Genomic DNA, 25,696 nt, shown 5'->3' with positions numbered 1-25,696 from the left:
TAAATGGACAAAACTATTTATGATAAATACGGTGGCTATAAAACCTTACATGTTGTAGTGAGTCTATTTTATAAAAAAATAATGGAATCAGAAAATCTTATTCACTATTTTGAAAATGTTGATCTTGCCCGCTTGATAGATCATCAAACAAAATTTTTAACTACTACCTTAGGCGGTCCAGTTATGTATGATACAAAACTTTTAAAGGCAGCTCATGCCAAATTAAAAATACCTCTAAAAGATTTTATGGAAGTTGCTTCTCTTTTAAAAGAAACTCTTATAGAATCTAAATTAGAGGAACAGGATATTGATAAAATAATAGAAGTAGTTGCATCATATAAAAATGATATTGTTACAGTATAATTATATATTATTTACTAAATGATTTTACCATCGCATTTAAAGCAAATGCCCTATGACTTTTTCTATTTTTTTCCACTAAAGGTATACTAGCAAAAGACAGTTCTCTATTTTCACATGAGTAAAACATATGATCATATCCATGCCCAGTACCTAATATTTTATTTTGTTCAATATTTGATATTTCACCTGAACAAAAACCATAATGGATATTTATATAAATCTCTTTATTAAAGCCTTCTAATAAAGAAGAAATAGGAATATTTTGTGAAAAACTCCCACCTTCAATATTTAGATTTACTTTATCTAAATAGTTTCTTTCAAGTTCGATAACTCTATTATTTACAAGACTTTTTCCATCAACAATTTTAAAATCATCTTTGTTAATTATTATGCCGGTTAAATCAAGCTCAATTAAAAAACAAACAAAAAAGGCTTGCAAACGCTTTTCATTTTTAAAATTTATATATTTTTCTTGCTTATTTAATTGTTCAGTTAATTTTTTACGATTTTTTTCATCGCTTTTTGGTTCACCTGCATAGGTTGCAGAGTGCACACCAGGCAAGTAATTTAACTCAGGGACACAAAGCCCTGAATCATCCACTAATATTTTCTTAATAGCTTTAAATTCTGAAATGTCATGATTATCTAATATATATTTTAAAGCAGACAAAATTTTTATAAGGGCATTTGATAGAAAATAGTCGGAGTTTTCAATAGCTTCGATTTGTTGTATGTTTTCGACTTTCTTAAGTTCTGCAAGACCAACTATGTTTTCATTATCATTTAACAAATTAGAAAATTCTCTTAATTTTCCTTGATTACTCGTACAAATAAAAATGCTCATTTTCTAACTTCTAATTAATTTAAATTTTTTCAGCAAGTATGCTTCTTTGGCCAGAATTTTTCCAGTCTTCAATAAATTGCTTAAGCCCCTTATCAGTTAAAGGATGAGTATAGAGTTGAAGCAAAATTTTAAACGGTAAAGTAACCACGTCTGCACCAGAAATAAATGAATCTGTCACATGTCTAGGACTACGGATGCTTGCAGCAAGTATTTTTGTTTCCACTTTGTTAGCTGAGTATAAAGCTTTTATTTCTTTAATGAGATTGACACCATCTTCTCCGATATCATCAAGTCTTCCTATAAAAGGAGAAACATAAGTCGCTCCTGATTTTGCTGCAAGCAACGCCTGACCCACACTAAAACATAAAGTAACGTTGGTTTTTATACCTTTGCCATTTAAATATTTACATGCTTTTAATCCTTCTTCTGTAAGAGGAAGTTTAATCACAATACTATTTGCAAGTTTTACAAGTTCTTCAGCTTCTTTTATCATTCCTTTTGAATCTAATGAAATAACTTCCGCCGAAATTGGTCCGGGAATTATATTTACGATTTCGCTTAATACGGTTTTAAAATCTTGTCCTGATTTTGCTATGAGTGTTGGATTTGTTGTAACTCCATCACAAACTCCAAGTTCAGCAACTGTTTTAATTTCCTTTATGTCAGCAGAATCGATAAAAATTTTCATAATAGATTCTTTCATGAATATTAATTAATATATAGTAAATGCACCGCTTGTTTGTGTAACCTTAAATCGAGTGACTGTATTATACAAGAAGTTATAACAAAATACAAAAGGAGTTGATCCTGATACAGAAACATCTGTACACAGATTTGCTCCATTTGTTGTCGGAAATGAGTAATAATACGTTAAAGTCGGATCTGTAAGAGTTGCACCTGGATAAGTCGTTGCTCCCGCTCCTGGACCACTAAAATTGTTACCAATCCAAGTCGTATCCAATCCATATGTTTTAGCGCTTGTTGTGACTCTATACCAATAAGGTCTGCAATTTCCTCCACCAAAATTAAATATCTTCAAATTTGGCACAGCTGTGCTTAGGTTTTTGAAAATCGTATTACTCGATGTTCTTGAATACATATAATAAGTCAATGGGCCGCCATTTTTAGGAGAACCTGTAGCTGAGCCATTTAACCAATTTGAATTTAAATTCGTGGTGGAATTATAACGATCAACTACTTGATATTTTGCCAAACTTGCAAAATCATCTATTTTAACGCTTGTATCTGCATTGCGAGCGGTATTTATACTCGTGATATTTGCAGCTAGAAGATCGAATCCATTGATTAAAAATATTTCGCCTCCGTAACCTGTGCTCCCATCGGCAGAATTATCACTTATCTGGTTTGTGCCATTTGTCCCCTTTTTAACTACGAACAAACTGTTTTGTGTGATTGTTCCATACTGATTTGCGTTAGACGTTGCTGTACTGCCATAACATGTAGATGGATTTGCTAAAGCGTTTCCAGGATTAGGTGTGTTAGACCAATAGGATGACCAAAATTGGCTTTGAAAAGAAAAAGATTTAGTATCATCTTTGTCTAATTTCGCACTATACACAATATCTACACCATTTGATCTAGCCGCATAAGGGATTCCATTTTGATTCCAAGCCAATGGAACAAAAAAAGTGGACTCGTCTACACTTTTACCGCTAACAAGATTTGGCATATAAACTGCAGCTAAAGAAACAGCACGAAAATCTGCGCATTCGTAGCTCGTACATGGAGTATAATCCGTATTTGAAAAATATTCTAAAGGTTTTGGTAAACTTGGATAGTTATTAACTACCCCTCCTGCGAATTTTCCTATAGTCCCCGTAGGGAAAGCTATAAATAAATCATTCTGTACATCATATGTTGCCGCCTCAAAGCCAAAGGTATATTGGATATCGATTGTTGAATTTGCAGATTTAAAGGCTGTTGATTGCTTCACAAAAGAATTTGGATCACCTAAGCCATATGACATAAGCATAAGATTCTGAGAGGATGAGAAATTAGTTGCTACTTTAGCAAGAAAAGTTCTTGGTGGAATATTATTCTTTGTTCCGTCTAAATTTGCAGAAGTGTATATAGTCCCATAAACATAATAAAAATTAGTTTCGGAAGTTCTTTGAAATGTTCCAAGCCTTTTTATGGCCTGTTTTCCACCTGTACTTGGAAAAGTAAGAGTTAAATTTTCCAATAATTTAGGATTATTTGGCGAACTATAATCATAAAACTGTACAATAGTTTTCGAATAAGAATCATCAAACGAAAGTGGTACAAGCTTACCATCATACGTAACGGTGATTTCAGTTGCATGCGATGGAACTGAAATCACAGATGCTAAAGTCTGATTTCCATTTGAATCAACCGTATAACGTTGAATACTTCCATCCGAATAATCATCATTGGCAGAAGTATTCAACAATAAAAAACTGGAAGGGGAATCTGAAACAATTGAACCAGGGTAAGAGAAATTACTTCCGATCGGCTGAGGCAGCTTTCTCAAACCACATGAATAAATGAGTGCAACTAAGGCAAACAAAGTGAAATTAAAAAAAAAATACTTTTTATACATTCTTTTACTCTACTTCTTCTACAGATTCTATCTGGGTAACTGGGGTGTCATCGAATTCACTCGGAGTTGAAACAGAAACAATTTTTTCTTCATCCAGAATTCGCATGAGACAAACACCTTGAGTCACTCTTCCCATAACACGTAAAGAACTCACTTTAATTCTTAAAACACGACCTGTGTTGGTGGTGAGCATGATATCAGACTCCGCATTTACCGACATCATACTAATCACATTGCCATTACGTTCGCTGATTTTAATGGTCTTTACACCTTTACCGCCGCGGCTCGTTTTTCTGTATTCTTCAAGTTTACTTCTCTTGCCATAACCATTTTCTGTTACAACCAAGACGCACTCATCTGGACGCACAACTTCCGCTGCAACAACAAAATCTTTATCAACCTCATCTAAGGTAATTCCTTTGACCCCACGAGCTGTGCGTCCCATACTGCGGACATCGCCTTCACTAAAGCGAACAGCTTGACCGTGTGCAGTTGCTATAACAACTTCGTCCGTACCAGTTGTTATTTTCACAGAGACGAGGGTATCACCCTCTTCTAAAGTCACAGCACGTAAACCGCCTACACGAATGTTTGAGAATGATGACAGTTCGGTTTTCTTAATCACACCTTCTTTGGTTACCATAAGAATATGTTGATTTTCAGTAAACTCTTTCACTGGCAACATCGCAGTGATTTGTTCGTTACTAGACATTGTTAGAATTTGATTGATTGATTTACCACGGGCAGTTGCAGAAGCTTCAGGTAATTCATACACTTTAAAGCTATAAACTTTACCAAGGTTAGAGAACATCAATACATAATCGTGAGTATGTGCATGGAACGTAAATTTAACCACATCATTTTCTTTTAATGCAGCTCCTGTTTTACCTTTGCCCGCTCTATTTTGAATTCTAAATTCATCTTGATTGACCCGTTTAATATAGCCTGTACTTGAAAAAGTAACAAACACATTTGCTGGAGGTATGAGGCTTGCAATATCAACATCACCAGCTTCAGTCGCAATTTCAGTTCTTCTTTCATCACCATGAGAATTTTTTAAATTAATAAATTCTTCTTTAGCAATTGCTTTAACTCTTTCTGGTTTTTCTAGGATATCTTTTAAGTCCGCAATTATAACTAATGTTTCCTTGTGTTCAGCAATGATTTTATCACGCTCTAATCCTGTTAATTGCGATAAACGCATATCGAGAATTGCAGCGACTTGTTTATCAGAGAGTGCATAAGCAGATATTAATTTTTCTTTTGCATCATCACGACTTGCTGCAGCTCGTATAATACTGACGACTTTATCAATGTTATCAACAGCGATCTTTAAACCATCTAAAATATGAAGACGATCTTGAGCTTTGCGTAGTCTAAAAGTCGTACGACGCGTAATCACTTCAAGGCGATGTTCTAAAAAGTACTCTAAACATTCTTTTAGGTTTAATAGGCGAGGAGCACCACGCACAATACAAACCATATTTACGCCAAAAGAGTCTTGTAAACGTGTGCGTTTATACAGGTGATTTAATAGAACTTCTGCATTTTCACCTTTTTTAACTTCGATAACAACACGAATACCTTCTTTGTTACTTTCATCACGGATATCAGAAATGCCTTGAATTTCTTCTTGCTTAACGAGTTCTGCAATCTTTTCAATCCATGTCAGTTTGTTAACTTGGTAAGGAAGCTCTGTCACAATAATTTGTTCTCTACCATTTTTAGTAGATTCAACAATTGCTTTTCCACGGACAACTATACTTCCCCGACCAGTGCGATAGGCATCATGAATACCTTTTAATCCGCAAATCATTCCATATGAAGGAAAATCAGGCCCCTTAACGTATGCCATTAGCTGTTCAATCGTAGAACTGCCTTTTTCTATCATAAAAATAAGAGCATCGAGAATTTCGGTTAGATTGTGTGGAGGAATATTTGTAGCCATACCAACAGCAATACCACTCTGCCCATTTACCAAAAGTTGTGGCAAAACAGAAGGCAGCACAAGCGGTTGAACTTCGCTGTTGTCATAGTTCGGACCGAAATCCACAGTATCTTCTTCAATAGAGCCCATCAGAGCTTCAGATATTTTAGCCAAACGAACTTCGGTATAACGCATCGCTGCAGGTGAGTCACCATCGATAGATCCAAAGTTCCCCTGACCATCGATCAGTGGATAACGCATCGAAAAGTCTTGAGCCAAGCGAACAAGAGCATCATAAACAGATGTGTCACTGTGTGGGTGATATTTACCCAACACATCTCCGACAATACGTGCCGATTTTTTATACGCCTTATTGTGAACATTATTTTGTTCATACATAGCATATAAAACTCGTCTATGAACTGGTTTCATACCATCACGAACATCAGGGAGAGCACGGCTCACAATAACGCTCATTGCATAATCAAGATATGCATTTTTCATTTCATCATTAATATTTGCAGTAACAACACTCATTTTTTCTTGTGACATAATGTTTTTTCCAACTTTTTACTTTTATTTAAGCGTCAAGGTTTCTGACATTTAAAGCATTAGATTCAATAAATTCTTTTCTTGGTGGGACATCGTCACCCATGAGCATAGAAAATATATCATCTGCAGCCATGGCATCTTCAATTGTGACTTGAAGCAACTGCCTTGAGGAAGGCTGCATAGTTGTCTCCCAGAGCTGTTCGGAGTTCATTTCGCCAAGACCCTTGTAGCGTTGAATATAAGCACCACTTCTACCGTCAGACAGTAAAAACTCTCTGAGTTCTACCCATGAAGTAATAACACGAGATTTTTTATCGTGTGAATATTTTAAAGGAAGAGCAAAGGTAGATTCTAATTGCTGCGTCAATCGTTTTAATTCTTCAAATTCTGTAGAACTAACAAAATCAAAATCTAATTTAAAATGATATGGTTTTCCTGCAAGCTGAATATCAATTATAGCAAAATATCGATTGTGTTCGGAATCAAAGTCAACTTTTGCATGAATATGTCCATATTTCAATACATGGAGTTTCATTTCAGAAATCAATTTTTCGAAATCTGCTTTTTTATAAAAAATTTCAGGAGTCAGAAGCGCATGGCTTACTAAATAATTAACAGCAACTGAACTTCTTCTCCGAGAAAGAATACTTGTAATTTTATTACGACGTTCAACGCAAATAAGCATGTTTTTAACAACAGACATCTCAAGTGTTTTTTCGTTTCCATCTAAAATAGAAGCGTCTTGCATGGCTGTTTCAACCAAAAACTTTTCAAGTTCGGAATCATCTTTTAAATAGCGTTCAGTTTTTTGTTTTTTATATTTATACAATGGAGGTTGAGCTATATATAAATGACCACGTTTTATAACCTCTTTCATTTGTCTATAAAAGAAAGTTAATAAAAGAGTTCTAATATGAGCACCATCAACGTCCGCATCTGTCATGATTACAATTTTATGATAACGAAGTTTTGCAATATCAACTTCGCTGTCATGTCGGCCAATGCCTGTGCCTAGTGCTTGTACGAGCAAACGAATTTCTTGGTTTGAAAGCATTTTGTCTGTAGTTGCTTTTTCGACGTTTAAGATCTTTCCTTTTAAAGGTAAGACGGCTTGCGTTTTTCTATCACGCCCTTGTTTTGCAGAACCACCCGCCGAGTCACCTTCCACAATAAACAACTCACAATTAGCAGGATCTCTATCTTGGCAATCTGCAATTTTACCAGGCAACCCTCCAAGATCGAGTGCGCTTTTACGCCGAGTGAGTTCTTTTGCTTTTCGTGCAGCAATGCGAGCTCTTGCAGCATCGACGATTTTAGCAACAATTTTCTTAGCTACATCAGGATGTTCATGAAAATAATCACTCAATTTTTCATTCAGTGAACTTTCAACTAAAGTACGAATGCGCGAATTTGCTAATTTATTTTTGGTTTGTCCTTCGAATTGTGGATCGCGTAATTTAACGTGAACAACACCTGTTAGACCCTCACGGATATCATCTGGTGATAGACCTTCTTTAAGGTTTTGGACGCCTTTATCACCCGAGGCCAATTGATTAATGACGCGAGTTAACGCAGCTCTTAAACCTGTTAAATGGGCACCACCTTCAATTGTGTTGATGTTGTTAGCATATGAATAAACACTTTCGGAATAACTATCATTCCATTGCAAAGCAATTTCAATAACAGTTTCTTCCTTTTCAGTATTCATATAAATAGGTTTTGGATGGATAACAACTTTACTTCTATTTAAATATTCTACAAAACTAACCAATCCACCATCATATTTAAATTCTTGTGTTTTATCTTTGATTTCATCGATAAGTCGAATACAAATACCTTTGTTTAAAAAAGATAATTCGCGTAAACGTCCACATAAAAAATCGAAGCTAAATTCTGTTGTTTCTTGGAAAATAGTGACATCAGGTTTGAATGTAGTAGTCGTACCATGGTGAGTTGTATCGCCAATTCTGCGTACGCTGTAAATTGGAATACCGCATTTGTATTCTTGTTCATAAACACCACCGTTTTTCTTCACTTCTACTCGGCAATAACTCGATAAAGCATTGACTACCGATGCTCCAACTCCATGAAGACCACCTGAGGTCTTGTAGATTTCATTATCAAATTTACCGCCTGCATGAAGAACTGTCATAACAACTTCAAGTGCGCTTTTTCCAGAAGGATGTTTATCAACAGGTATACCACGTGCATTATCTGCGACAGTAACACTCCCATCAAGGTGTAAAGTGATATCAATTTGGGATCCATGCCCTGCTAAAAACTCATCAATAGAGTTGTCAACAACCTCATAAATAAGATGGTGAAGACCTATAGTACCCGTATTACCGATATACATTCCAGGTCTTTTTCTAACAGCTTCTAAACCTTCTAAAACAGTGATATTAGAGGAACCATATCCATCATCATTATTTTCATTATTTTTAGGATCGCAAACAAACATATTGTGTTTTTTAAACATAGCTCTTTTCTTCAATCAAAAATTTTAAACTTTAAAACCTTAAACAAAATTAGAAACGTGCAGGAACGAGTAAATAGAAAACTTCAATTCCTCTTAATTCTTCGCCTGTAATTTTAACAGGCCTATTCATATTTTCCCAAGCAAACTGCACACGAGAACCTGAAATAACACCTAAAATACCTGTTATTAAAGAACCGTTATAGTTTACCTCAAATGGAGAAGATATGGACGAATTCATTTCTATGACTTCTTCACCTTCTTTTTGGCCAGGAGTCGAACTTGCCATAGTCAATAAGGAGTTTTCAAAGTGTAGCTTCATAATTTTATTTTTATCAGCAAATAGAAGCGAACGCTTTACACTATCTTGTATAGATTTAAGATCAACTTGTATTTCCATATTAATTTTTTGAGGAATAGCTGCTTCATATGGAGGATATTGCCCTGCAATACATTTAGCAAACATTGTGTATTCAGGGGTCTCAACAGCAAAAAAGAGTTCTTTATTATGCCATCTTAAAAGAAATTCAGTTTCAGGTTCAAGACCTGCAACTCTTTTGAGTTCTTCAAGGGCTTTTCTTGGCACAAGCACTTGGCTTGCATCAAGATTTTCGATATTTACACCTTCAAATAAAGTGGACTTGGCAAGACGCAAGGCATCACTTGCAACCGCATGTAATACAGCACCTTTTTCAGAGTCTTTCTCTGCCCAAATAAGTGCACCATTTGCATAAAAACGATTGTCATCTACAGAAACAAAATCTTTAAAGCTAGAAACAAATTTTTCAATTTGACTTCCCTTAATTTTAACTGCTGTTCCTGTTTCTGGGACATCGATATTGCTTAAAGTCTGGTCTTGAACAAGTTGTATTTTTGCTGAACTTCTTCCACAACGAAGATGAATACGTGAAGGAAGCTCTGCTTTTAAAGTTACTTTTGTCGATGGAAGCTGCTTTACATAATCTGAAAATTGCTTACCAGAAACCTTTATTACGCCAAAACCAGTGTGAGGGGTATCGATTTCACATTTTATAGATAAATTATGGCTAATAGAAGAAATAATAACTTTTTTATCACCCGAGAATGATAATTGTACCCATCCTATATCGGGATCTATTTGAGCAGCACTTACAGCGAGTAAAGCTGCTGCCAATTTGTCTCTTTCAAACTCCGCAGAAATTTCTGAGTTTAATCCTTGGACGTCGGATGAAAAAAAACGATTGCACTTTTTAAACATGTGTCCACCTTTGAAGAAGTTCACGTATACAACATTTTGCTTAACCTATTGTCAACCGCTCTTCAAGCAAGAGATCTTGAGAACATCTTCTTATACACTTAATAAGAAATAGAATCTCTTTTTTATTAGAAGTAGTAGTAGGCTACCCCACTTAGTGTGGATAACTTAAAGAGCTCTTGACCTAAACAATGATAATAAAAGACAATAAAGGAAATAAAAAGGCTAAAAAGGATGTGGATAACGTGTGGATAACATGTGGATAGACTGTGGATAAGTCAAAATTTCTGTGGATAAGTCAAAGCTTAAAAATGTAGCATATTAGTTATCCACACGTTGTCCACACGTTATCCACACGTTATCCACATTAGAAATTTTCTAACTGAAGAGCCAATGGGTGGATTATTTGCTTGAAAAAGTGGAATGTGGATATGTGGATAACTCTATTATTTTATGTGGATAACTTTTTATAAAAACCTTGAAAATCATTCTAAAATATGGAAAAAGTGCGATTACCTATATAGGTATGTTACCATGTGGATAACATGTGGATAAGTCGTTTAAGAAGCGAATATGAAACAAAAATCATCGGAGATACATGTGGCAAAAGTTTTACCCTTTTCTGAAGAATCTCTAACTTTCTGTGCAAAAGCACTTAACTCGGATTCATTAGTCGCATTTCCAACAGAAACAGTTTATGGACTCGGTGCAAACGCCCTTAGCGAAAAAGCAGCGGAAAAAATCTTCAGTGCGAAGGGGCGCCCTAAATCGGATCCACTTATTGTTCACATAAGTTTTATGCGTCAAGCAGAAAGTTTAACAAATATGTCAGAATTTCAAAGACAATGTTTTGACATTCTTGGTTCAAAATTTTGGCCTGGTCCACTGACAATAATTGTAAAAGCATCAAAAATTATTCCAAAAATTATCACAGCTAACGGTGATTCTATTGCTCTTAGAATTCCTGCTAATAAAGTTGCGCAAGAATTGCTTAAGCAAGCAAATATTCCTGTAGCAGCTCCGAGCGCAAATCGTTTTGGCCATGTGAGTCCAACAACCGCAAAACATGTCTTTGATGATCTAAGCGATTTTGACGATTTATTTATATTAGATCATTCAGAAAATTGTTCGATTGGTATTGAGTCAACTGTTATAAAAATATTTGAAGAAAATAAAATAACTCTTTTAAGGCCAGGTGCAATAAGTTCATTGCAGATTAAAAATGAATTAAATAGAGAAAAAATCAATTATAATTTTGAAATATTACAAAGAGTTGTAAAAGCAGAAGATCTAGAGAAAAACTCAAATGTTGCTATGGACTCTCCAGGTCAGTTGCTTACGCATTATGCACCTACTATAGAGGCATTTATCATTCTAAATCGAGATAAAAGTGATAATGTAGGACAAATGTTCTCGAAAGAATACTTGAATTCTACTGTCATAATTGATTTTAAACAAAAAAATGCTTCTTTAATGAAGAGTTCTCTAAAATATTTTGATTTGTCTAGTCAAGGAGACTTCGATGAAGCGAGTCGAAATTTATTTTCATATTTAAGAAATGCAGAAAAAACTGAAGGGGCAAAATATATTTTATTACCAGACTTAATAGAACAAAATAATGAAAAAAGTATTGGAGTTTTTGATAGAATTTATCGAGCAGCATCAGGAAAATATATTAATTTAATTTGATTGCATAATTTGATCTATTTTTCTTTTAATTTGTACAAAGTTTCCTCTAAACTCATCATCTTTTTCTAAAGATTCTTTTACTTTTGACATTGCATGTAGAACAGTTGTGTGATCTTTCTTGCCAAACGCACTCGCAATTGCAACAATTTGTAGACCTATCATTTCTTTTGCTAAAAACATGGCAATATGTCTCGCTACAACGAATTTTTGTTGACGGCTTTGTCCCATTAAATCAGACATTTTAATTTGGAAATGATTTGCAACAACCTTTTGAATAGCAGCTATATCAATTGTAGACTCAACTGAGCCAGTAGGAAATCTTCTTTTTAAAATTGCAGTCACTGATTCAATAGTCGGACTGCGCCCAGTCATATGTTGATTCATTAAGAGATCTTTAAGTAGCCCTTGAATTTCTCTAACATTTGTTTTTGCATGGGTTGCAATTAGAAAAGATATTTCTTGATTTATTTTTAAACCAATTAAATTGGCTTTTGTTTCTATAATAGCAACTCGGTCTTCAAATCCAGGTGGCTCGATATCAACAAGTAAACCTTGTAGAAAACGGCTTTTTAATCTTTCTTCAATATTTGGAATATCTTTAGGAAACTTATCGCTTGTGATAACGATTTGCTTTCTTTTTTGATAAAGTTCGTTGAAAGTGTGAAAAAATTCTATTTGGCAGGCATCTTTTTTTTCTAAAAATTGTATGTCGTCAACAAGTAAAACGTCACAAGCACTGTATTTCATACGTACTTCGTCCATTTTACCCACACGAATACCTCTATGGATAACATCATTCACAAAATCTTCGCTAGTAATATATAGAATTTTTGCATCAGGAATTTTATGTTGAATTTCATTTCCAACAGAATGGAGGAGATGTGTTTTTCCTAAACCAGTTGCCCCATAAATAAACAAAGGATTAGATAAGTTCCCTGGGTTTTTTGCAACCGCTTCACAGGCTGAGTAGGCAACTAGATTGCTTTCACAACGAATAAAGGTGCTAAAATTCTGTGATGCATCGAGCGTTCTTGGTTTCTCATTATTTTGTGTAATCAACTCTGTAGATTCTTTATTGAGTTGGTTAGCTTCTTCTATTTTAGGTTGTACAAAGTTATCTTGTTGGATTTTTCCTTTTGTTTTCTTCTTTTTTTCTGAATAATATATATTGTCATCTGGAAAAAGCGTAATCTCATCTCTTATTTCTGGCAGTGATGTATGAGGGATGTTTTTCTGATGCTTGAAATCAATAGGTTGAGAGTCAATTTTAAAGGAGAACTCTGAGCCAAAGCATTGTTTAGCAATTTTTTCAATTTCATCAATTTTTGGAGATATAAATTGATCTCGATAAAACGGATCTGCACATGAAGATATTATAGTGTTTCCATCAATACGTATTGGGGTCACTAATTTGGCAATTTTAGTGGCTGTTGATTTTGAAAGTCCAAGCTCAACAAAGCGAATGCGTAGTTTTTCAGAAAAAATTTGATTGAAATCTCTATCTAACATGAAATAAGCCTCTTATAGGGTATGCAGGTCAGAAATCTTATCTGGCAATGCAGGTTCGATAATTACGAGAGAGATTCAGATGGTCAAGTGTTTTGCTTAATTTTTGGTGTCTATACTATGAACAGAGAAATGAAATCCATAGCTCTCCTTTACAGCCATATCACTTCTTTGCTTATTCTCATTATTGTAACTTGGATATGGGGTGACAGTGAATCGGCGAAAGAGACTTTACAAACTTTAGGAGTTACTTCTCTTCAATTTGAATTAACAATAACGCTTTTGCTTATATTTATTTCTTCTTTACTTATTTACAAATCATTTAAAGGTCTAATAAATCGTAAAAAAAAGGATCAAGGTGATAAGAGTGAATGAAATGCTATTAATTGTTCTTTATGGTTTATGTGGTCTTATTATTATGTTAGGCGTAGTGCTTCAGACGAAAGCCACGCTTGATCAAGGCATTGGTAAAGGTGGATTTGGCAAATTCATAGCTATGTTATTGAAATACTCTGGTTTTGCCATGCTTGCGTTTTTATTGCTCAAATTTAAGACAGATCAGCTTGTTTTAAATCTTGCAGTCTTTTTTTTAACTTCCATAGTCACCTTTTTGCTCTACCTACTTGCAAGAAGAGTTTCATTAAGGTAATTGGCAAGTGTTTGCTTTGATATTTTACGAAGGGATCCTTTATAAACAATATGAAACGTAAAATTATTGCTATATTAGGTTTTTTATCACTTGCTATTATGCCTGCAGCTCATGCAGATTCTTCGGGAGTCCAGGTTGTGAATTGGTATCATGAAATTTTAGTTAGATTCTTTTCTCTCTTTAATAATGAAAATTCTGCAAATTTGATTGCTCAAAAAGCAGAGCACTGGGCTCCCGTTTTTGCTTCTGCCTTCGCAGTTCTTCTTTTAGCAGGAATTGCTTATATCTCTGGTTTTGCCCGCATGAAGCCAGAACAAATGAGCGATGAAGAAATCCTTCCACCGAAGAAATTTGGTTTATTCGCATTTTTTGAAATAGGTTGGTCAGTCGTTTCGTCGACTCTCGAATCTACAATAGGTGAAAAAGAATGGATGCGCTTTGTAGGTGTGTTAGGTGGAACTTTTTTTGTATTAATTGTTTCTAACTTGTCAGGTGTATTACCTGGTTTTTCTCCCGCTACATCGAGTATGTCATTCACTTTTGCAGCAGCAATGGCAATATTTGTTTATTTCAATTATTATGGTCTAAAAGAAGCTGGTTTTAGTTATATCAAACATTTAGCTGGTCCTGTATTATGGATGGCTCCTTTGATGTTTTTAATCGAATTAATCAGTCTATTATCTCGTCCTCTTTCATTATCTCTTCGTATTTTTGGGAATATTTCTGGAGATCACTTTGTTTTTGCAATATTTTCAGGATTAATGAAAGATTTTTATATTCCATTTATTCCAATACCTGCAATATTCTTAGGTTTTGGTACTTTCGTGGCATGCCTCCAAGCATTTATTTTTATGACTTTGAGTGCAGTCTATATAAAACTTGCTCTTGAATCAAAAGCACACCATTAATTTTGAGTGCTTTTGTTTAATGGATTTAAAGGGATTATGAATTCGTTAATTAAATTTTCCATTTAATTTTTTTAATTGAATTTATAATGTTCCTGTCCTCTTTGAGGAGATCTTTTTGGGATCTATGAATGAGAACTGGTATTCTGCATTCATAAAATATTAAATGGTTTGAGTTTTATTAGTTTCATTTGTTTTTATTTAGGAGAAGAATATGAAAAGCAAATTTGCTTTAATGACTGTAGCTGCGACAACTGCACTTTTAACCACTCTTCCAGCTTTAGCTGAAGAAGCTGCAACTTCTGGTATGTCAACTGGAACAGGCCTTAAATTAATCGGTGCTGGACTTGCAATTGGTCTTGCAGTTGTTGGTGCTGGCCAAGGTCAAGGTACTGCTGCAAGAGGCGCTCTCGAAAGCATTGGTCGTAACCCACAAGCTTATAATAAAATATTCACGCCATTCCTTCTTGCAATGGCGCTTATCGAATTCCAAGCTATCTTAGGCTTAATTATTGCATTCCTTATTCTTGGTAAATAATTCTAAGTTTATTGCATAATTATTTTTAAGCATATGGGGCCAAATCCATATGCTTTTTTTTATATTCTACTCTTGACTTCAAAACTCATCTCCGATAACAACACAAGAATACTTGTGGAGGGTTAGCTCAGTTGGTAGAGCAAGAGACTCTTAATCTCTTGGTCCAGGGTTCGAGTCCCTGACCCTTCACCATTCCTTTTTATCCTATCAAATATGACGACAACACCTGAAAAATATATAGGCCGCTTCGCCCCCTCTCCCACTGGCAAGCTCCATTTTGGCTCATTGGTAACAGCACTGGCAAGTTATCTTAGAGCTCGCTCAAAGGGTGGGAAATGGTTCCTTAGAATAGAAGATGTGGATACCACTCGCATAGAAAAAGGGGCTATACACTCCATTTTGACAACTTTGGAAGATTATGGTTTTCAATGGGATGATGAAATTATCTTTCAATCTAAAAGAAGCGATATTTATCAAGATTATTTAGGAATTTTAAAGACAAAAAATTTAATATTCAATTGTATTTGTACAAGAAGAGAAATTTCAAAAAATAAAAAAAATACATTATCTGGTGAATATGTTTATGGAGGAAAATGTAGAGAATTACATAATCCCTCTAGATTAAAACATGCTAAAAGGATTAAAACTTTTGAAGAGAGAATAACTTTTCATGACTTGCTGAGAGGTAAATTAAGGCAAAATATAGCAGAAGATGTTGGTGATTTTATTGTGTGGCGATCCGAGAATTTTGCATCTTATCAACTTGCTGTGGTTATTGATGACCATTTACAAGGAATTACCGAAGTTGTGCGAGGAAGTGATCTTTACTTACAAACTCCTCGTCAAATATATTTACAAAAATGTTTGAACTTTATGACCCCCATTTATGCACATATTCCAGTTGTATTAAATGAGTTTGGACAAAAACTTTCTAAGCAAACCAAAGCAAATCCAATTCTAAAAGAAAATGCTAGAGATAATTTAATTTCTGCTTTAAATTATCTTGGCTTTGATTATGGAACCCAAAATAAAATTATAGAGATTTCCAGAAATAATAATGAAATTCTTGAAAATGCTGCAAGGTATTTTAATTTGAAAAATACTAAATTTTAATAAATAGATATATTATCTACTAATTATTTTTTATTATAAAATATTTGACATTTATTATAATATTTTTTATTTATTCATTATATATTTAATGAATTTAGGAGATAATTTATGATAAAAAAATTCAAATTTTTTAAATACATTTCATTTTTTTCTTTAGCTTTTTTTTCATTCTCTCTTTTTGCTTATGAGAGAGCATATGTTTTTTGTTATTCTCCAAATGAAGATACTTGGCAGTGGTTAAAAAATAGTTCTGGAGATAGGATTGAATTGGAAGGTTATTGGAAAAAGAAAAAATTTGGACGTTATTCATTTAGTTATTTCTTTCTAGTAGATAGAAATAAAAGTTATATTAATTATTTGAAAAAACTTTGTACAGATCAATTTGGGCAAAATTATTTTGTTGCACAACCAGCAAAAACTTCTTTATTGAATCATTCTTGGGATGTTTTTTCTTTAAGTGATGATAAATTTTTAAATTCAAAAATGGAAATAAGATATAAGTTCGAAAATTCTGTATTTAGACCAACCGATAATTGTGTAATCAAAATTCCATATGACTCAAATAGGTCTAAATATTTAAATGAAAATGACATAAAAAATTTAGTTAAAAATAAGGTTTGTTAAATTTTTTTAACATAATATTCCATATCAACATATTACAAAATCATGAAGATGGAATTCGAAATTACGAATCGCTTATTAATTCAAACATAAAAAATATTTTTTATGTTTTCAATAAAACTAAAGTTTGTGCTAAATTTTCTAATAATCTTGTAGAAAATTTTCTTTTTTCATCTACTGAATTACTTTTATTTGGAGTTATTTCAGGATCAATAAAATCAAATTTTATTCCCTTTACATTGATTTTCAATATAAAGTTTACAAATATTTTTCATAACAATTTTTTGGTAAAGTATAAAAGGTTGACTAGATATTACAATATAATTTCCATCCTCTTAATTCCAAAAATAGTCATTAAAAAAGTATTCAATAGTGCTTTTGGTTGTTGCTCTGTATTCATTTGGCTCTCTTTCACTGAAAGATAATGCTATTTAATTTTGTAATTTTGGATGCATTGATTGAGAAAAAACAAGTTTTAGAGTTTCACGCTCATCTGTTATTTTTAAAGGATCTTTTGGGATTTTATAATCACTTCTGAAATCTATAATTCAATTTTTCTTATTATAAAGTTGCTTATCATCCTCTCCAATTTTTTCAGAAAGTTTTCTTTCCCCCCAATTAAATAGGTCGTTACTGGTATTATCTTTATATTTTCTATAATTGCGTTTAAATATTTAAGCCTTCTTCTTACACTCGGTAAGTCATCATTTGTTAAACTTGACAAACCATATCCTGCTGAACGTGGAATGTAAGGTGCTTGAACAATAGCCATGGCAATACCTAGAAGTTTATATCTTTCAACAAAATCAGCACTCATTTTATCAATATATTTGCCTTGTGCTTTTAAATGTGGATTTCCTCTATTCACATCATAATGCTGCATAGGAACTTGTTTTCCTTCTTTCGTAAACGAATAAGTTGAAATAATTGAACGCATTATAATAAGTTTAGTTGTGATACTTATTAATATTTGTTTCATAATTCTCTACTAAGAAATATCTAAGATATTTAAATAAACAATTTATGCCAGTTAATTGTTGCTTAAAACAAAGTAACAATGAGCTTCCATGGATTGGCTGAAAAAACTCATTAACGTTAACTTACTTACTTCCTGCAAACTCATTTATCAATTTTTCCCTACATCTTTTTAAAAAATAAGTAAGTAGTACTAAACTCTTAATTATTTGAAGATATTGAGTATTTACAGTTATTTTTGTAGATATAATCCGAATATAATTGGAGGGTAAGGGTGTCTATATGTCCAATATGTCAAAGTACACGCTATTTCTGAACTTTGACTTCAAAAATATGATAATTTAGATAAGAAAATATCGGAACCCATTATGAATAATAAAAAAATTCAAGTCAAAATAGAGTATGATGAAATGTGGTTCTGTTGCAAAAATGTTAAAGTAACAAATTGGCTGGTAGAGGTTTTTCAAAAAGCCTATTCTTGGTATAATTATCCAGCGATGGAGCTTAAAAAGTAAGCGACCAGAAGAGTCATTTGTATTAATATTTTGATCTAGAATCTGAAGATTAACCTTTTTTCGCTCTGACTCATTTGTGATTTGCCATAAGTACCAGGTTGAACGAGAAAGTCTGTCAATCTTGGTAACAACAAAAATGTCACCTTCTCTAAGATATTCAAGACAGGCTTCAAGATTTTCCCTTCTCATGGAAGAAGCACTTATACTTTCTTTAAAAATTTTATGCCAATTTTTTAGCTTATCTATTTGGATATCCAAACTTTGACCTGTGGAGCTTACCCTTGCATAACCGATCATGCTCATTTCTGCCCCCAATATGTCTCGAAATATTTTAGACTTTATGAGAACAGTATTTTGAGACATTTATTGAGACACGTTCTAATCTTTTAAACTTGTTTGCGAGTTTAAGCCATTCTGTTTGCAGTTCGTTACATATAGCAAGCAAAACTTGGGATAGAGAATGGGAAGATTCTTTTGAAGTCTTAGTCTCTGCTTTAAAGAAATGCTTTCTCCCTTTTTAGCAATGCCCTTGTATTTTAGTTGTGTGTGGATCTGAATTGGTAATAGTTGCAACTTGTGCCCATGAAGAAATTAAATCTTCTTCTGAACCTAAAGTAAAATAATCACTCAGGTAAAATGTTAGTGTTGGAACTAGTTCTGTAGTCATAAATCTTAAATCCATCAATTTTGAAATCACTGAAGGACCTGAAATTACCATTGTATTTCTCTCATTTTCTTTGAGAGAATCATATCTGTAACTTAATGTGCTTTCAGAAGCTTCAAAAGCATTTAATTTTATTATTTTATTTTCAATTTCGCTTTTAAGAGTTCGGATTTCGTGCGAGTTAAACTCATTACTTTCTTTGATTAATTCACTCAGCATCGATTTTTTAGAGTCAATTTCTTCAATGAGTAATTTCTTTTCTTGTAGAAGTTTTAATTGTTTTTCTCTATTGGCTCTTATTTCTTCAATTTCATCAAGAAATCCTGATTTTCCATCTAGACGATCTAATAAAAATTTATAATTGAGCGCAATTTGACTTAACAAATTAGATATAATACTATTATCTTTATTTGCAATAATAATACTATTTCCAGCTGCAGATTGAATGACAATACGATTATTTACAACTTTAAGACCAGGTGAAAACTCTCCTAAATTCTTAGGCAATGGTTTAAATATTTGTTCTAATTCCAATTCTTGAATATTCTGAGGAATGAGACTTTCAATTGAAGTTAAATCTTTTATCTGTTCTAAATAGCTTGGATTATCTTTATATTGCTCTTTTAATCTATTTACCTCTTTGACAAGATCTTTATTTTTTTGATCGATTAAGCGTTTTAGTTCGGGTAATAATTCAGCATTATCATCTTTATTGCTTTCTAAGCTATTTTTTAGGAGATGATTTCTTTTTAATATATAGTGAAGATCAATAGCGTTCATTTTTCTTTCATTTTCATGACCTTCTGCTATTTGAATTTTTAAGGTGTTTAGTTTATGACTTATACTTATATTTTCTTGAATTTTTGGTAATACATCAAAATCTATATAAATACCACCTACTGAATTTAAAATTTCAAGCCTTAGCATGTCTGATGCAGCAGCAAAAATCATTCTTAAATAAATTTCTCTTGTATAATACTCTTTAATTGAAGATTTACTTACTAAATCTCCAACGTCCCTAAAATAGATATTACTCAATGAATTATTAGGATCACTAAGATCGTTGTAATTGCTAGCGTCAAACATGGATTCGAATTTTTTTTGATTTTCATCAAATAATTTTTCTATTTCAAATCTTTCTTCTTCAGTATTAAATTTTTTGATTAAGAAATTTTTTAGTCTTATATTCGGGCTATTTATAATTTCATTCTCTTCATTGTGCACATAATTAAAAAAATCACTATCTTCTAAAACATGTTTATAAATTTCATCTTGCACCTGTAAGAAATTATCTGGAAAATCTTGAGGGAAATTTTTTTGAAAATATTTGATTATAAATTGTCTCGTTTGATACACAAAAGAAGCAGCAGAATCATACCAAACATAAACGCTGTATCTTTTGTTTATCGAACCCCATATTTTTAAATAATCTTTTTGAGCTTGACCTAAAGGGCCGCCGAGCCAAACCATATGGATATTATGAGGTATTCCTTCGCCAAGAATTTCATTTGAAAGTTCAAGATACGCCTTATAAAAATAAGCACGCAGCTCTTTGAATTCTATATTGTTACCGAAAGTATCTCCATAATAGGTATATTTTAACATATCTGTTAAATATTCATATTCGATCTCGCCTGTTAATTCATGATTCAACAATTTATCTTTATAAGATGTTAATACGGATAAAAGTTTATCTTTTTCATTTTTAATCACATTATCATCATTAACGAAAACGTTTTTAGATTCTTCAATTTTTTGTGCAATTTCATCTGTTTTATTTATACTAGATTTAGCTTTACTTTTAAAAAATTTCATAGTTATTAATCCTAAGGATATATATTTATATAATAATATTTTATTTATTTTATTGTTTTTTATTTATAGAAATTATTCGACCAAATCCACCATCTCCTAATGGATAATAACAATATTTGTTTGAACCCAGTGAAAGCAATGATGATAGTTTAAGATCTTTGATCGTTCTTCTTAATTTTATTATTGCATCATTGATATCGCTGTTATCAATATTTACACCAAATAATCCAATTAATAAAGGAGGAGATTCTGGTTGGAATATGATATCGTAACCATCAGACAATGTCGCTAAAATTTTATTATTTGAAAAGTTAACTTTCAGTACATTTTCTATAATAACTTTAGCTTTAGAGCCTTTAACTAGAATTAATGATTTTGCTTCTTGATTATAATAATAATAATAAACAGAAGAAATTTTACTTCCAAATAATGATAATAATTTTTTCCTATTAAACATTTGGTTTGAATAGAAAATAATATTTTCATTTTCAGAATAATTCATAAAAGCATCATAAATAAAATCGTTATCTTTTATTGATAACTTTATATAATTATTAAATAAAATATTTTTATATCCTGAAATTATGTTTACTGGATAGTGAATAATATTATTATTTATATCTACTGATACTGATCTAAAGCTATTACTTTTTAAATCAACTGTAACATTATCTCCGCTTAATAAATCCTTAAAAGCAAGAGAATCTGGATATTTATCACTTATGCTATTTATTGTTTTTAGCATAAGTACATTTTTTACCTTTTCTTTAATAAATAAATTTAGATTATTATTTTTATCTTGATTATATATCTTTTGATTTGAATAATCAAAAAAGAACAAATTATCTTGATTTTTTCCTAAAAGTTTTAATCCTTTTCTAATTGGATCAGATGAAAAAATACTCGGATCTATAATGAAATTTTTATCTGCTATATTATACCATACGCTAAAAGGAGATGTTTTATAAGGAGTTATATTTCTGTTTAAATGCTCTTTAAAAGTTGATTCCGCAATTCCCTTTTCTCTACTAAATTTTTCTATTTCTTTAAGAGATAAATCATTTATTTTAATAAATCCATAATTATCAAAATGTGATGATTTTACTTCAATTTTAGATTTAATTTCTTCCAGAGTCATATCAGAAGGATTGCCAAAATCAATGCTATCTATTTTAAGTATTGAATTTTCAATATCCACATAAATTGAGCTTGATTGATTCGTTCCAATTATTACTGAATTATAAACAATAATAACATTCTTTGGTTTATTATTTTTATCGAAAATAAAAGTTGCATTATTGATTAAAAGTCTATTATCAATAAAATTAATATTTTGAAAATCAAATTCTATGTCGGTTTTTTCTTTTGAAATTACAATGTAGAATGTTTCTTCACCTGTTCCCGTAATATTGTAGTGTACTCCATTTCTTGGATATAAGTGATATACACCGTCTTGTTTGCCATATAAATAATATCTAATTTTGTTTTGCCATTCTGCAGGAATATTAGGGATATGTAAATCCAATTCTTCAGACCCTAATTGAATATTGATATCAGTTGCTTCATATCTTAATTCTATATCGTGGATGGCCTTGTAAGCAGCGGCTTGATGATAGGTAAAAATAAAAAGACCTTGAGCATTTTTTTGTAATTTCCAAAGTGTCTTAGCGTCTTCTTCTGAAAGAGCTGAAGCAGGATGAAAATCATACCAAATATATGTTATTGGAGTTACTGGTAAAATTACGCTCAAACGTTTAGAAAGAGTTTCTGGTTCTAAAATTGAGACTTCTTTATTTTTTGGAATGTGTAGATATTCATTTATGCTAATATAATCATTTTTATTTATTGGATGTTGTAAAAATTGATATTTACCAAGAAGAGGGCTTGGATTTGGGCCAAAAAATGATTGTGCGTAACTTCCGTTTTTCATGTATTCAGCATGTTCAGTTTTCATTAAGTAATTATTACCAAAAGTAATTTTTATTTTTTTTCTATCACTTAAATCTAATGATTCTATGACTGAATTATTTAATCTTATGTTATGTTCATCAGTTAAATTTAACGCAAAAGATGCTGTTGTTACTTCATCTTTAAAATGATGAAATTGTGAATCGTGATAACTATAGTCATTTTCTATAGAATCAAAAACTTGGGCTATAGCAATTGCTCGTTGTTTATTATTTTCTAAATTAGAGACAATACCGATTATACCAGGCGTTATTCCTCCAAGAATAAGACCTAGTGGCCCAGTAAATTCAACTCCAGCAAGGGCTGCGACTCCTAATCCTAAGGATCCAATATCAAAACCAAGTTTTGTGCCAAATATAACATTCTCTGAGTTTGTTCTAGTGTTTGCTAAAACCGCAATATCAAGAGATATATTTATAACGCTAAGTAACATATTTGCAGTAGAAGATATATTCTTAATCACAGTCAGTGCGGGATTTAATGTGGCACCTGTTATAAGATCAACGACATGCTCAAGGTAGATAAGTTCATCACTAACACCCAATGCTATTTGTGAAATTCCTACATAATACTGAATCTTTAAGAGCTTTTCAAATTGAGTCAATGGAACTGATGAGGTCTTATTTTCTTTAAAAAAATCAAATAGACTTTGAATTGCAAATGCTTTAGAAAGGCCAGTATATTCTGGCAAAGAGGAAAGCTCATGAAAATAATTTGCAAACTTTGAAAATTGAGAAAATTCTTCTTCAGAAACTTGATAGTTTTTTATTTCATAAGTTTCCATTTCTAAAAATTTTACTTGTCTACTTTCTTTATCAAAACCTTTTAACAATGGAAAAAAATTTTCTTTGATATTTAATCTTAATTTAATGTTTGAAATAAGATTATTAAATCTTCTAATTTTTGAAGATGCTATTGATTGTTCATTGAGTAATTTAAAGTTGTCTAGATCTCCGACAGATAAAATGTCATACCTGTTTTGTCTGCTCAAAATATCTGTTTCAGAAGTATAAGTATCGAGTAATATAGAATTTGAGATATTGTTATAAATTCTAATCAAACTATTTACAGATCTATTATTTGACAAAGAAAATCTTTCATTTATTTCCTTAATAGATTTATTAAATTTTGAAATTGCATTTTCTGAATTATTGATTGTATTCTTACCTTGTAAAAAACTTTTGAATTCAGGATATTGAAGGATTTTATACAAATTTATAATAATATCATTATATGTTTCTTTATTAATTAAACCTTCATAACTTGCATAATCAAAAATATCAGCTAGATTGATATTTTCACTTTCATAACATTTCATAATTAAAGAATCTCCTATTCTTTTTTTATTCTTATTTGATATAACAAAGAATTAGTCATATTAAATAATTTTATAGTAAAACCGAACATTATAAATGCGGTCTTAACTTTAAAAAATATATTTTAATTTTTTCTGAATTACAAATATAAACATATATATTTTTATCAAATTTAAAAAAGTAACAGATTTAATTATTTTTTACTAGGTGTTTTATCATAATTCACATGGATATTAAATATTTTTCAAAATAATTAATTTAATTTTTTTTAATAGATATTTTTCATTAATTTCTAAAATTTATAAGATAATTTTGAGTTCTGTTGCAAAAAACAGTTTAAGGGGTGTCCCTAGTAGACGGTCTAAAAGTGCTCCACGAATGTGGTGAATATCGAAAGATACTATTCAGCAATGCTGTGTAAAAGATGAGGGGCGCCCCCTCGAAATCGTTTTACAGGAGAAGGCTTCAAACAACTCTTCGCTGCATTAATCAAAAGTTATTGTGGTAAGCGTAGGAGAAAAGGCACAGTAAATGTGTCATGTGTGAAACAAGGAGATGAACGAAAGTAAACCATTCGATGAGGTGTCGTTACGTCTAAGTAGTGTCGAAAGCAATAGTTTTTTGGATATTGAGATTAGCTTAAAGGGTTCCTGAGTTGGTAGAACAGGCTCGAATCTTTTCCCAGTTTCAGTATTTATTGCTCCATATATCCATGAATTTAAAAAACCATTTTCATTCTTATACTCAGGGCGAACCCCTTTTGGACTCCAAATTCCTGACATGATTGTCTTTTGCTCAAATCTAGTTTCATCTTGGTAATATTGGATAACTTTTTTATCTGGATATTCTCTCTTTACCTTATCTAAAACTTTAGGAAAGTTTTTTCTCCATTCTGCAATAACTTCTGGATCATTTTTAACATGTAATGGTCTCGGTTTGACTTTTCTTAAACCTATTTTTTTAGAAAATGAATAAATGCCAGATCTACTAAACTTTTTACCAATATTTTTATATATAAGATTCTTTATAATTTCAATATGAACAACTTTTGCTTGAGATTCCTGCGAGTTCTTTAAATTTATCTGCTTTTTTAAATCGGAAATCCCATCCAAGTTAAAATGTGATGCTCGAAAACTTTAGAACTAAAAACCCCGGCTTATATAGATAAGTCGGGGTTTGAAGTGGCGGAGAGAGAGGGATTCGAACCCCCGGTAGGCTTGCACCCACAACGGTTTTCAAGACCGCCGCCTTAAGCCACTCGGCCATCTCTCCATTAAAATCAAAAAATCTTACTTCTTTGCAGAAGTCTTTTTAGCAACAGCCTGAGCTGCTGCAATTTTAGCTTTAATACGAGCTTTTTTAGCTACTTGAGATTTTTTTCTCTTCATTTTAAACGTACGGCGGTTGTCGCTCTTACCCATTTTTTTGTCTCCTCACAAAGAAAG

Annotated in this window: 21 protein-coding genes and 2 tRNA genes; 9 read left to right on the top strand and 14 right to left on the bottom strand. The window is 32.0% G+C overall.

The window, feature by feature from the left end:
• Positions 1-3 precede the first annotated feature (3 nt).
• Positions 4-363 (top strand): group I truncated hemoglobin, encoded by a 360-nt coding sequence (locus tag H7355_RS07725; protein WP_186646309.1) that lies wholly within the window; start codon positions 4-6, stop codon positions 361-363.
• 7 nt (positions 364-370) lie between these two features.
• On the opposite strand, the gene H7355_RS07720 is transcribed toward H7355_RS07725, so the two are convergent.
• Genes H7355_RS07720 through H7355_RS07695 form a run of 6 tightly spaced genes read right to left on the bottom strand, consistent with a single transcriptional unit; the run spans position 371 to position 9,980 of the window.
• Positions 371-1,207, bottom strand: coding sequence for a non-canonical purine NTP pyrophosphatase (locus H7355_RS07720; RefSeq protein WP_186646307.1), 837 nt, complete (start codon positions 1,205-1,207; stop codon positions 371-373).
• A gap of 19 nt (positions 1,208-1,226) precedes the next feature.
• Positions 1,227-1,895, bottom strand: coding sequence for a fructose-6-phosphate aldolase (gene fsa / locus H7355_RS07715; protein ID WP_186646305.1), 669 nt, complete (start codon positions 1,893-1,895; stop codon positions 1,227-1,229).
• Positions 1,896-1,919: 24 nt separating this feature from the next.
• The gene (locus H7355_RS07710; RefSeq protein ID WP_186646303.1) at positions 1,920-3,788 is read right to left on the bottom strand and encodes a hypothetical protein; all 1,869 of its coding nucleotides are present in this window, start codon (positions 3,786-3,788) and stop codon (positions 1,920-1,922) included.
• Positions 3,789-3,792: 4 nt separating this feature from the next.
• Complete coding sequence (gene gyrA / locus H7355_RS07705; protein WP_222435687.1) at positions 3,793-6,267, bottom strand: DNA gyrase subunit A; 2,475 nt, start codon at positions 6,265-6,267, stop codon at positions 3,793-3,795.
• A gap of 28 nt (positions 6,268-6,295) precedes the next feature.
• Complete coding sequence (gene gyrB, locus H7355_RS07700) at positions 6,296-8,746, bottom strand: DNA topoisomerase (ATP-hydrolyzing) subunit B (RefSeq protein WP_222435686.1); 2,451 nt, start codon at positions 8,744-8,746, stop codon at positions 6,296-6,298.
• Between the two features lie 49 nt (positions 8,747-8,795).
• Positions 8,796-9,980 (bottom strand): DNA polymerase III subunit beta, encoded by a 1,185-nt coding sequence (locus H7355_RS07695; protein WP_186646301.1) that lies wholly within the window; start codon positions 9,978-9,980, stop codon positions 8,796-8,798.
• Between the two features lie 597 nt (positions 9,981-10,577).
• Between H7355_RS07695 and H7355_RS07690 the strand changes: the two genes are divergently transcribed.
• Positions 10,578-11,666 (top strand): L-threonylcarbamoyladenylate synthase, encoded by a 1,089-nt coding sequence (locus H7355_RS07690; RefSeq protein ID WP_186646299.1) that lies wholly within the window; start codon positions 10,578-10,580, stop codon positions 11,664-11,666.
• On the opposite strand, the gene dnaA is transcribed toward H7355_RS07690, so the two are convergent.
• Complete coding sequence (gene dnaA / locus H7355_RS07685) at positions 11,658-13,175, bottom strand: chromosomal replication initiator protein DnaA (RefSeq protein ID WP_186646297.1); 1,518 nt, start codon at positions 13,173-13,175, stop codon at positions 11,658-11,660. The genes H7355_RS07690 and dnaA overlap by 9 nt on opposite strands.
• A gap of 117 nt (positions 13,176-13,292) precedes the next feature.
• Between dnaA and H7355_RS07680 the strand changes: the two genes are divergently transcribed.
• The 7 genes from H7355_RS07680 (at position 13,293) to H7355_RS07650 (ending at position 17,001) form a co-directional block, all read left to right on the top strand.
• Positions 13,293-13,547 (top strand): hypothetical protein, encoded by a 255-nt coding sequence (locus H7355_RS07680; protein WP_186646295.1) that lies wholly within the window; start codon positions 13,293-13,295, stop codon positions 13,545-13,547.
• Positions 13,540-13,821: a hypothetical protein gene (locus H7355_RS07675; RefSeq protein WP_186646293.1), complete on the top strand. Its 282-nt coding sequence runs from the start codon at positions 13,540-13,542 to the stop codon at positions 13,819-13,821. Before H7355_RS07680 ends, H7355_RS07675 begins: the two co-directional genes overlap by 8 nt.
• Positions 13,822-13,871: 50 nt before the next feature.
• Positions 13,872-14,729 carry a F0F1 ATP synthase subunit A gene (gene atpB / locus H7355_RS07670; RefSeq protein ID WP_186646291.1) on the top strand — a complete coding sequence of 286 codons (858 nt, stop codon included), beginning with the start codon at positions 13,872-13,874 and terminating at the stop codon, positions 14,727-14,729.
• Between the two features lie 211 nt (positions 14,730-14,940).
• On the top strand, positions 14,941-15,264 hold the full coding sequence (locus tag H7355_RS07665; RefSeq protein ID WP_130612659.1) for an ATP synthase F0 subunit C: 324 nt from the start codon (positions 14,941-14,943) through the stop codon (positions 15,262-15,264).
• A 116-nt stretch (positions 15,265-15,380) separates the two neighbouring features.
• A tRNA-Lys gene (locus H7355_RS07660) sits at positions 15,381-15,456 on the top strand.
• A gap of 21 nt (positions 15,457-15,477) precedes the next feature.
• Positions 15,478-16,377, top strand: a complete 900-nt coding sequence (gene gluQRS / locus H7355_RS07655; RefSeq protein ID WP_186646289.1) for a tRNA glutamyl-Q(34) synthetase GluQRS — start codon at positions 15,478-15,480, stop codon at positions 16,375-16,377.
• Positions 16,378-16,485: 108 nt separating this feature from the next.
• Positions 16,486-17,001 carry a hypothetical protein gene (locus tag H7355_RS07650; protein WP_186646288.1) on the top strand — a complete coding sequence of 172 codons (516 nt, stop codon included), beginning with the start codon at positions 16,486-16,488 and terminating at the stop codon, positions 16,999-17,001.
• A 538-nt stretch (positions 17,002-17,539) separates the two neighbouring features.
• Here the strand turns inward: H7355_RS07650 and H7355_RS07645 are convergent.
• From H7355_RS07645 to H7355_RS16035, 7 genes are all read right to left on the bottom strand, one after another.
• Positions 17,540-17,977 (bottom strand): hypothetical protein, encoded by a 438-nt coding sequence (locus tag H7355_RS07645; RefSeq protein WP_186646287.1) that lies wholly within the window; start codon positions 17,975-17,977, stop codon positions 17,540-17,542.
• A gap of 337 nt (positions 17,978-18,314) precedes the next feature.
• Positions 18,315-18,791: a recombinase family protein gene (locus H7355_RS07640; RefSeq protein WP_186646286.1), complete on the bottom strand. Its 477-nt coding sequence runs from the start codon at positions 18,789-18,791 to the stop codon at positions 18,315-18,317.
• A gap of 214 nt (positions 18,792-19,005) precedes the next feature.
• Entirely contained in the window at positions 19,006-20,967 is a 1,962-nt protein-coding gene (locus H7355_RS07635) for a TcdA/TcdB catalytic glycosyltransferase domain-containing protein (protein WP_186646285.1), read from the bottom strand.
• A 49-nt stretch (positions 20,968-21,016) separates the two neighbouring features.
• Positions 21,017-24,253: a TcdA/TcdB pore-forming domain-containing protein gene (locus tag H7355_RS07630; protein WP_186646284.1), complete on the bottom strand. Its 3,237-nt coding sequence runs from the start codon at positions 24,251-24,253 to the stop codon at positions 21,017-21,019.
• A gap of 534 nt (positions 24,254-24,787) precedes the next feature.
• Positions 24,788-25,363: a winged helix-turn-helix domain-containing protein gene (locus H7355_RS07625; RefSeq protein WP_186646283.1), complete on the bottom strand. Its 576-nt coding sequence runs from the start codon at positions 25,361-25,363 to the stop codon at positions 24,788-24,790.
• Positions 25,364-25,433: 70 nt separating this feature from the next.
• Positions 25,434-25,523: transfer RNA gene (locus H7355_RS07620), tRNA-Ser, on the bottom strand.
• A 17-nt stretch (positions 25,524-25,540) separates the two neighbouring features.
• Complete coding sequence (locus H7355_RS16035) at positions 25,541-25,672, bottom strand: hypothetical protein (protein WP_286190691.1); 132 nt, start codon at positions 25,670-25,672, stop codon at positions 25,541-25,543.
• Positions 25,673-25,696: the final 24 nt, after the last annotated feature.

Origin of the sequence: Fluviispira vulneris, assembly GCF_014281055.1 — a bacterium.
Lineage (GTDB): Bacteria > Bdellovibrionota_B > Oligoflexia > Silvanigrellales > Silvanigrellaceae > Silvanigrella > Silvanigrella vulneris.
This window is presented reverse-complemented; position numbering and strand designations above follow the sequence as displayed.

Coding starts and splice junctions, on each gene's coding strand:
- H7355_RS07725 (WP_186646309.1), top strand. CDS start 4: ATGGACAAAACTATTTATGATAAATACGGTGGCTATAAAACCTTACAT.
- H7355_RS07665 (WP_130612659.1), top strand. CDS start 14,941: ATGAAAAGCAAATTTGCTTTAATGACTGTAGCTGCGACAACTGCACTT.
- atpB (WP_186646291.1), top strand. CDS start 13,872: ATGAAACGTAAAATTATTGCTATATTAGGTTTTTTATCACTTGCTATT.
- H7355_RS07635 (WP_186646285.1), bottom strand. CDS start 20,967: ATGAAATTTTTTAAAAGTAAAGCTAAATCTAGTATAAATAAAACAGAT.
- H7355_RS16035 (WP_286190691.1), bottom strand. CDS start 25,672: ATGGGTAAGAGCGACAACCGCCGTACGTTTAAAATGAAGAGAAAAAAA.
- H7355_RS07710 (WP_186646303.1), bottom strand. CDS start 3,788: ATGTATAAAAAGTATTTTTTTTTTAATTTCACTTTGTTTGCCTTAGTT.
- dnaA (WP_186646297.1), bottom strand. CDS start 13,175: ATGTTAGATAGAGATTTCAATCAAATTTTTTCTGAAAAACTACGCATT.
- H7355_RS07640 (WP_186646286.1), bottom strand. CDS start 18,791: ATGAGCATGATCGGTTATGCAAGGGTAAGCTCCACAGGTCAAAGTTTG.
- H7355_RS07695 (WP_186646301.1), bottom strand. CDS start 9,980: ATGTTTAAAAAGTGCAATCGTTTTTTTTCATCCGACGTCCAAGGATTA.
- H7355_RS07720 (WP_186646307.1), bottom strand. CDS start 1,207: ATGAGCATTTTTATTTGTACGAGTAATCAAGGAAAATTAAGAGAATTT.
- H7355_RS07645 (WP_186646287.1), bottom strand. CDS start 17,977: ATGAAACAAATATTAATAAGTATCACAACTAAACTTATTATAATGCGT.
- gyrA (WP_222435687.1), bottom strand. CDS start 6,267: ATGTCACAAGAAAAAATGAGTGTTGTTACTGCAAATATTAATGATGAA.
- H7355_RS07630 (WP_186646284.1), bottom strand. CDS start 24,253: ATGAAATGTTATGAAAGTGAAAATATCAATCTAGCTGATATTTTTGAT.
- H7355_RS07650 (WP_186646288.1), top strand. CDS start 16,486: ATGATAAAAAAATTCAAATTTTTTAAATACATTTCATTTTTTTCTTTA.
- gyrB (WP_222435686.1), bottom strand. CDS start 8,746: ATGTTTAAAAAACACAATATGTTTGTTTGCGATCCTAAAAATAATGAA.
- fsa (WP_186646305.1), bottom strand. CDS start 1,895: ATGAAAATTTTTATCGATTCTGCTGACATAAAGGAAATTAAAACAGTT.
- gluQRS (WP_186646289.1), top strand. CDS start 15,478: ATGACGACAACACCTGAAAAATATATAGGCCGCTTCGCCCCCTCTCCC.
- H7355_RS07680 (WP_186646295.1), top strand. CDS start 13,293: ATGAACAGAGAAATGAAATCCATAGCTCTCCTTTACAGCCATATCACT.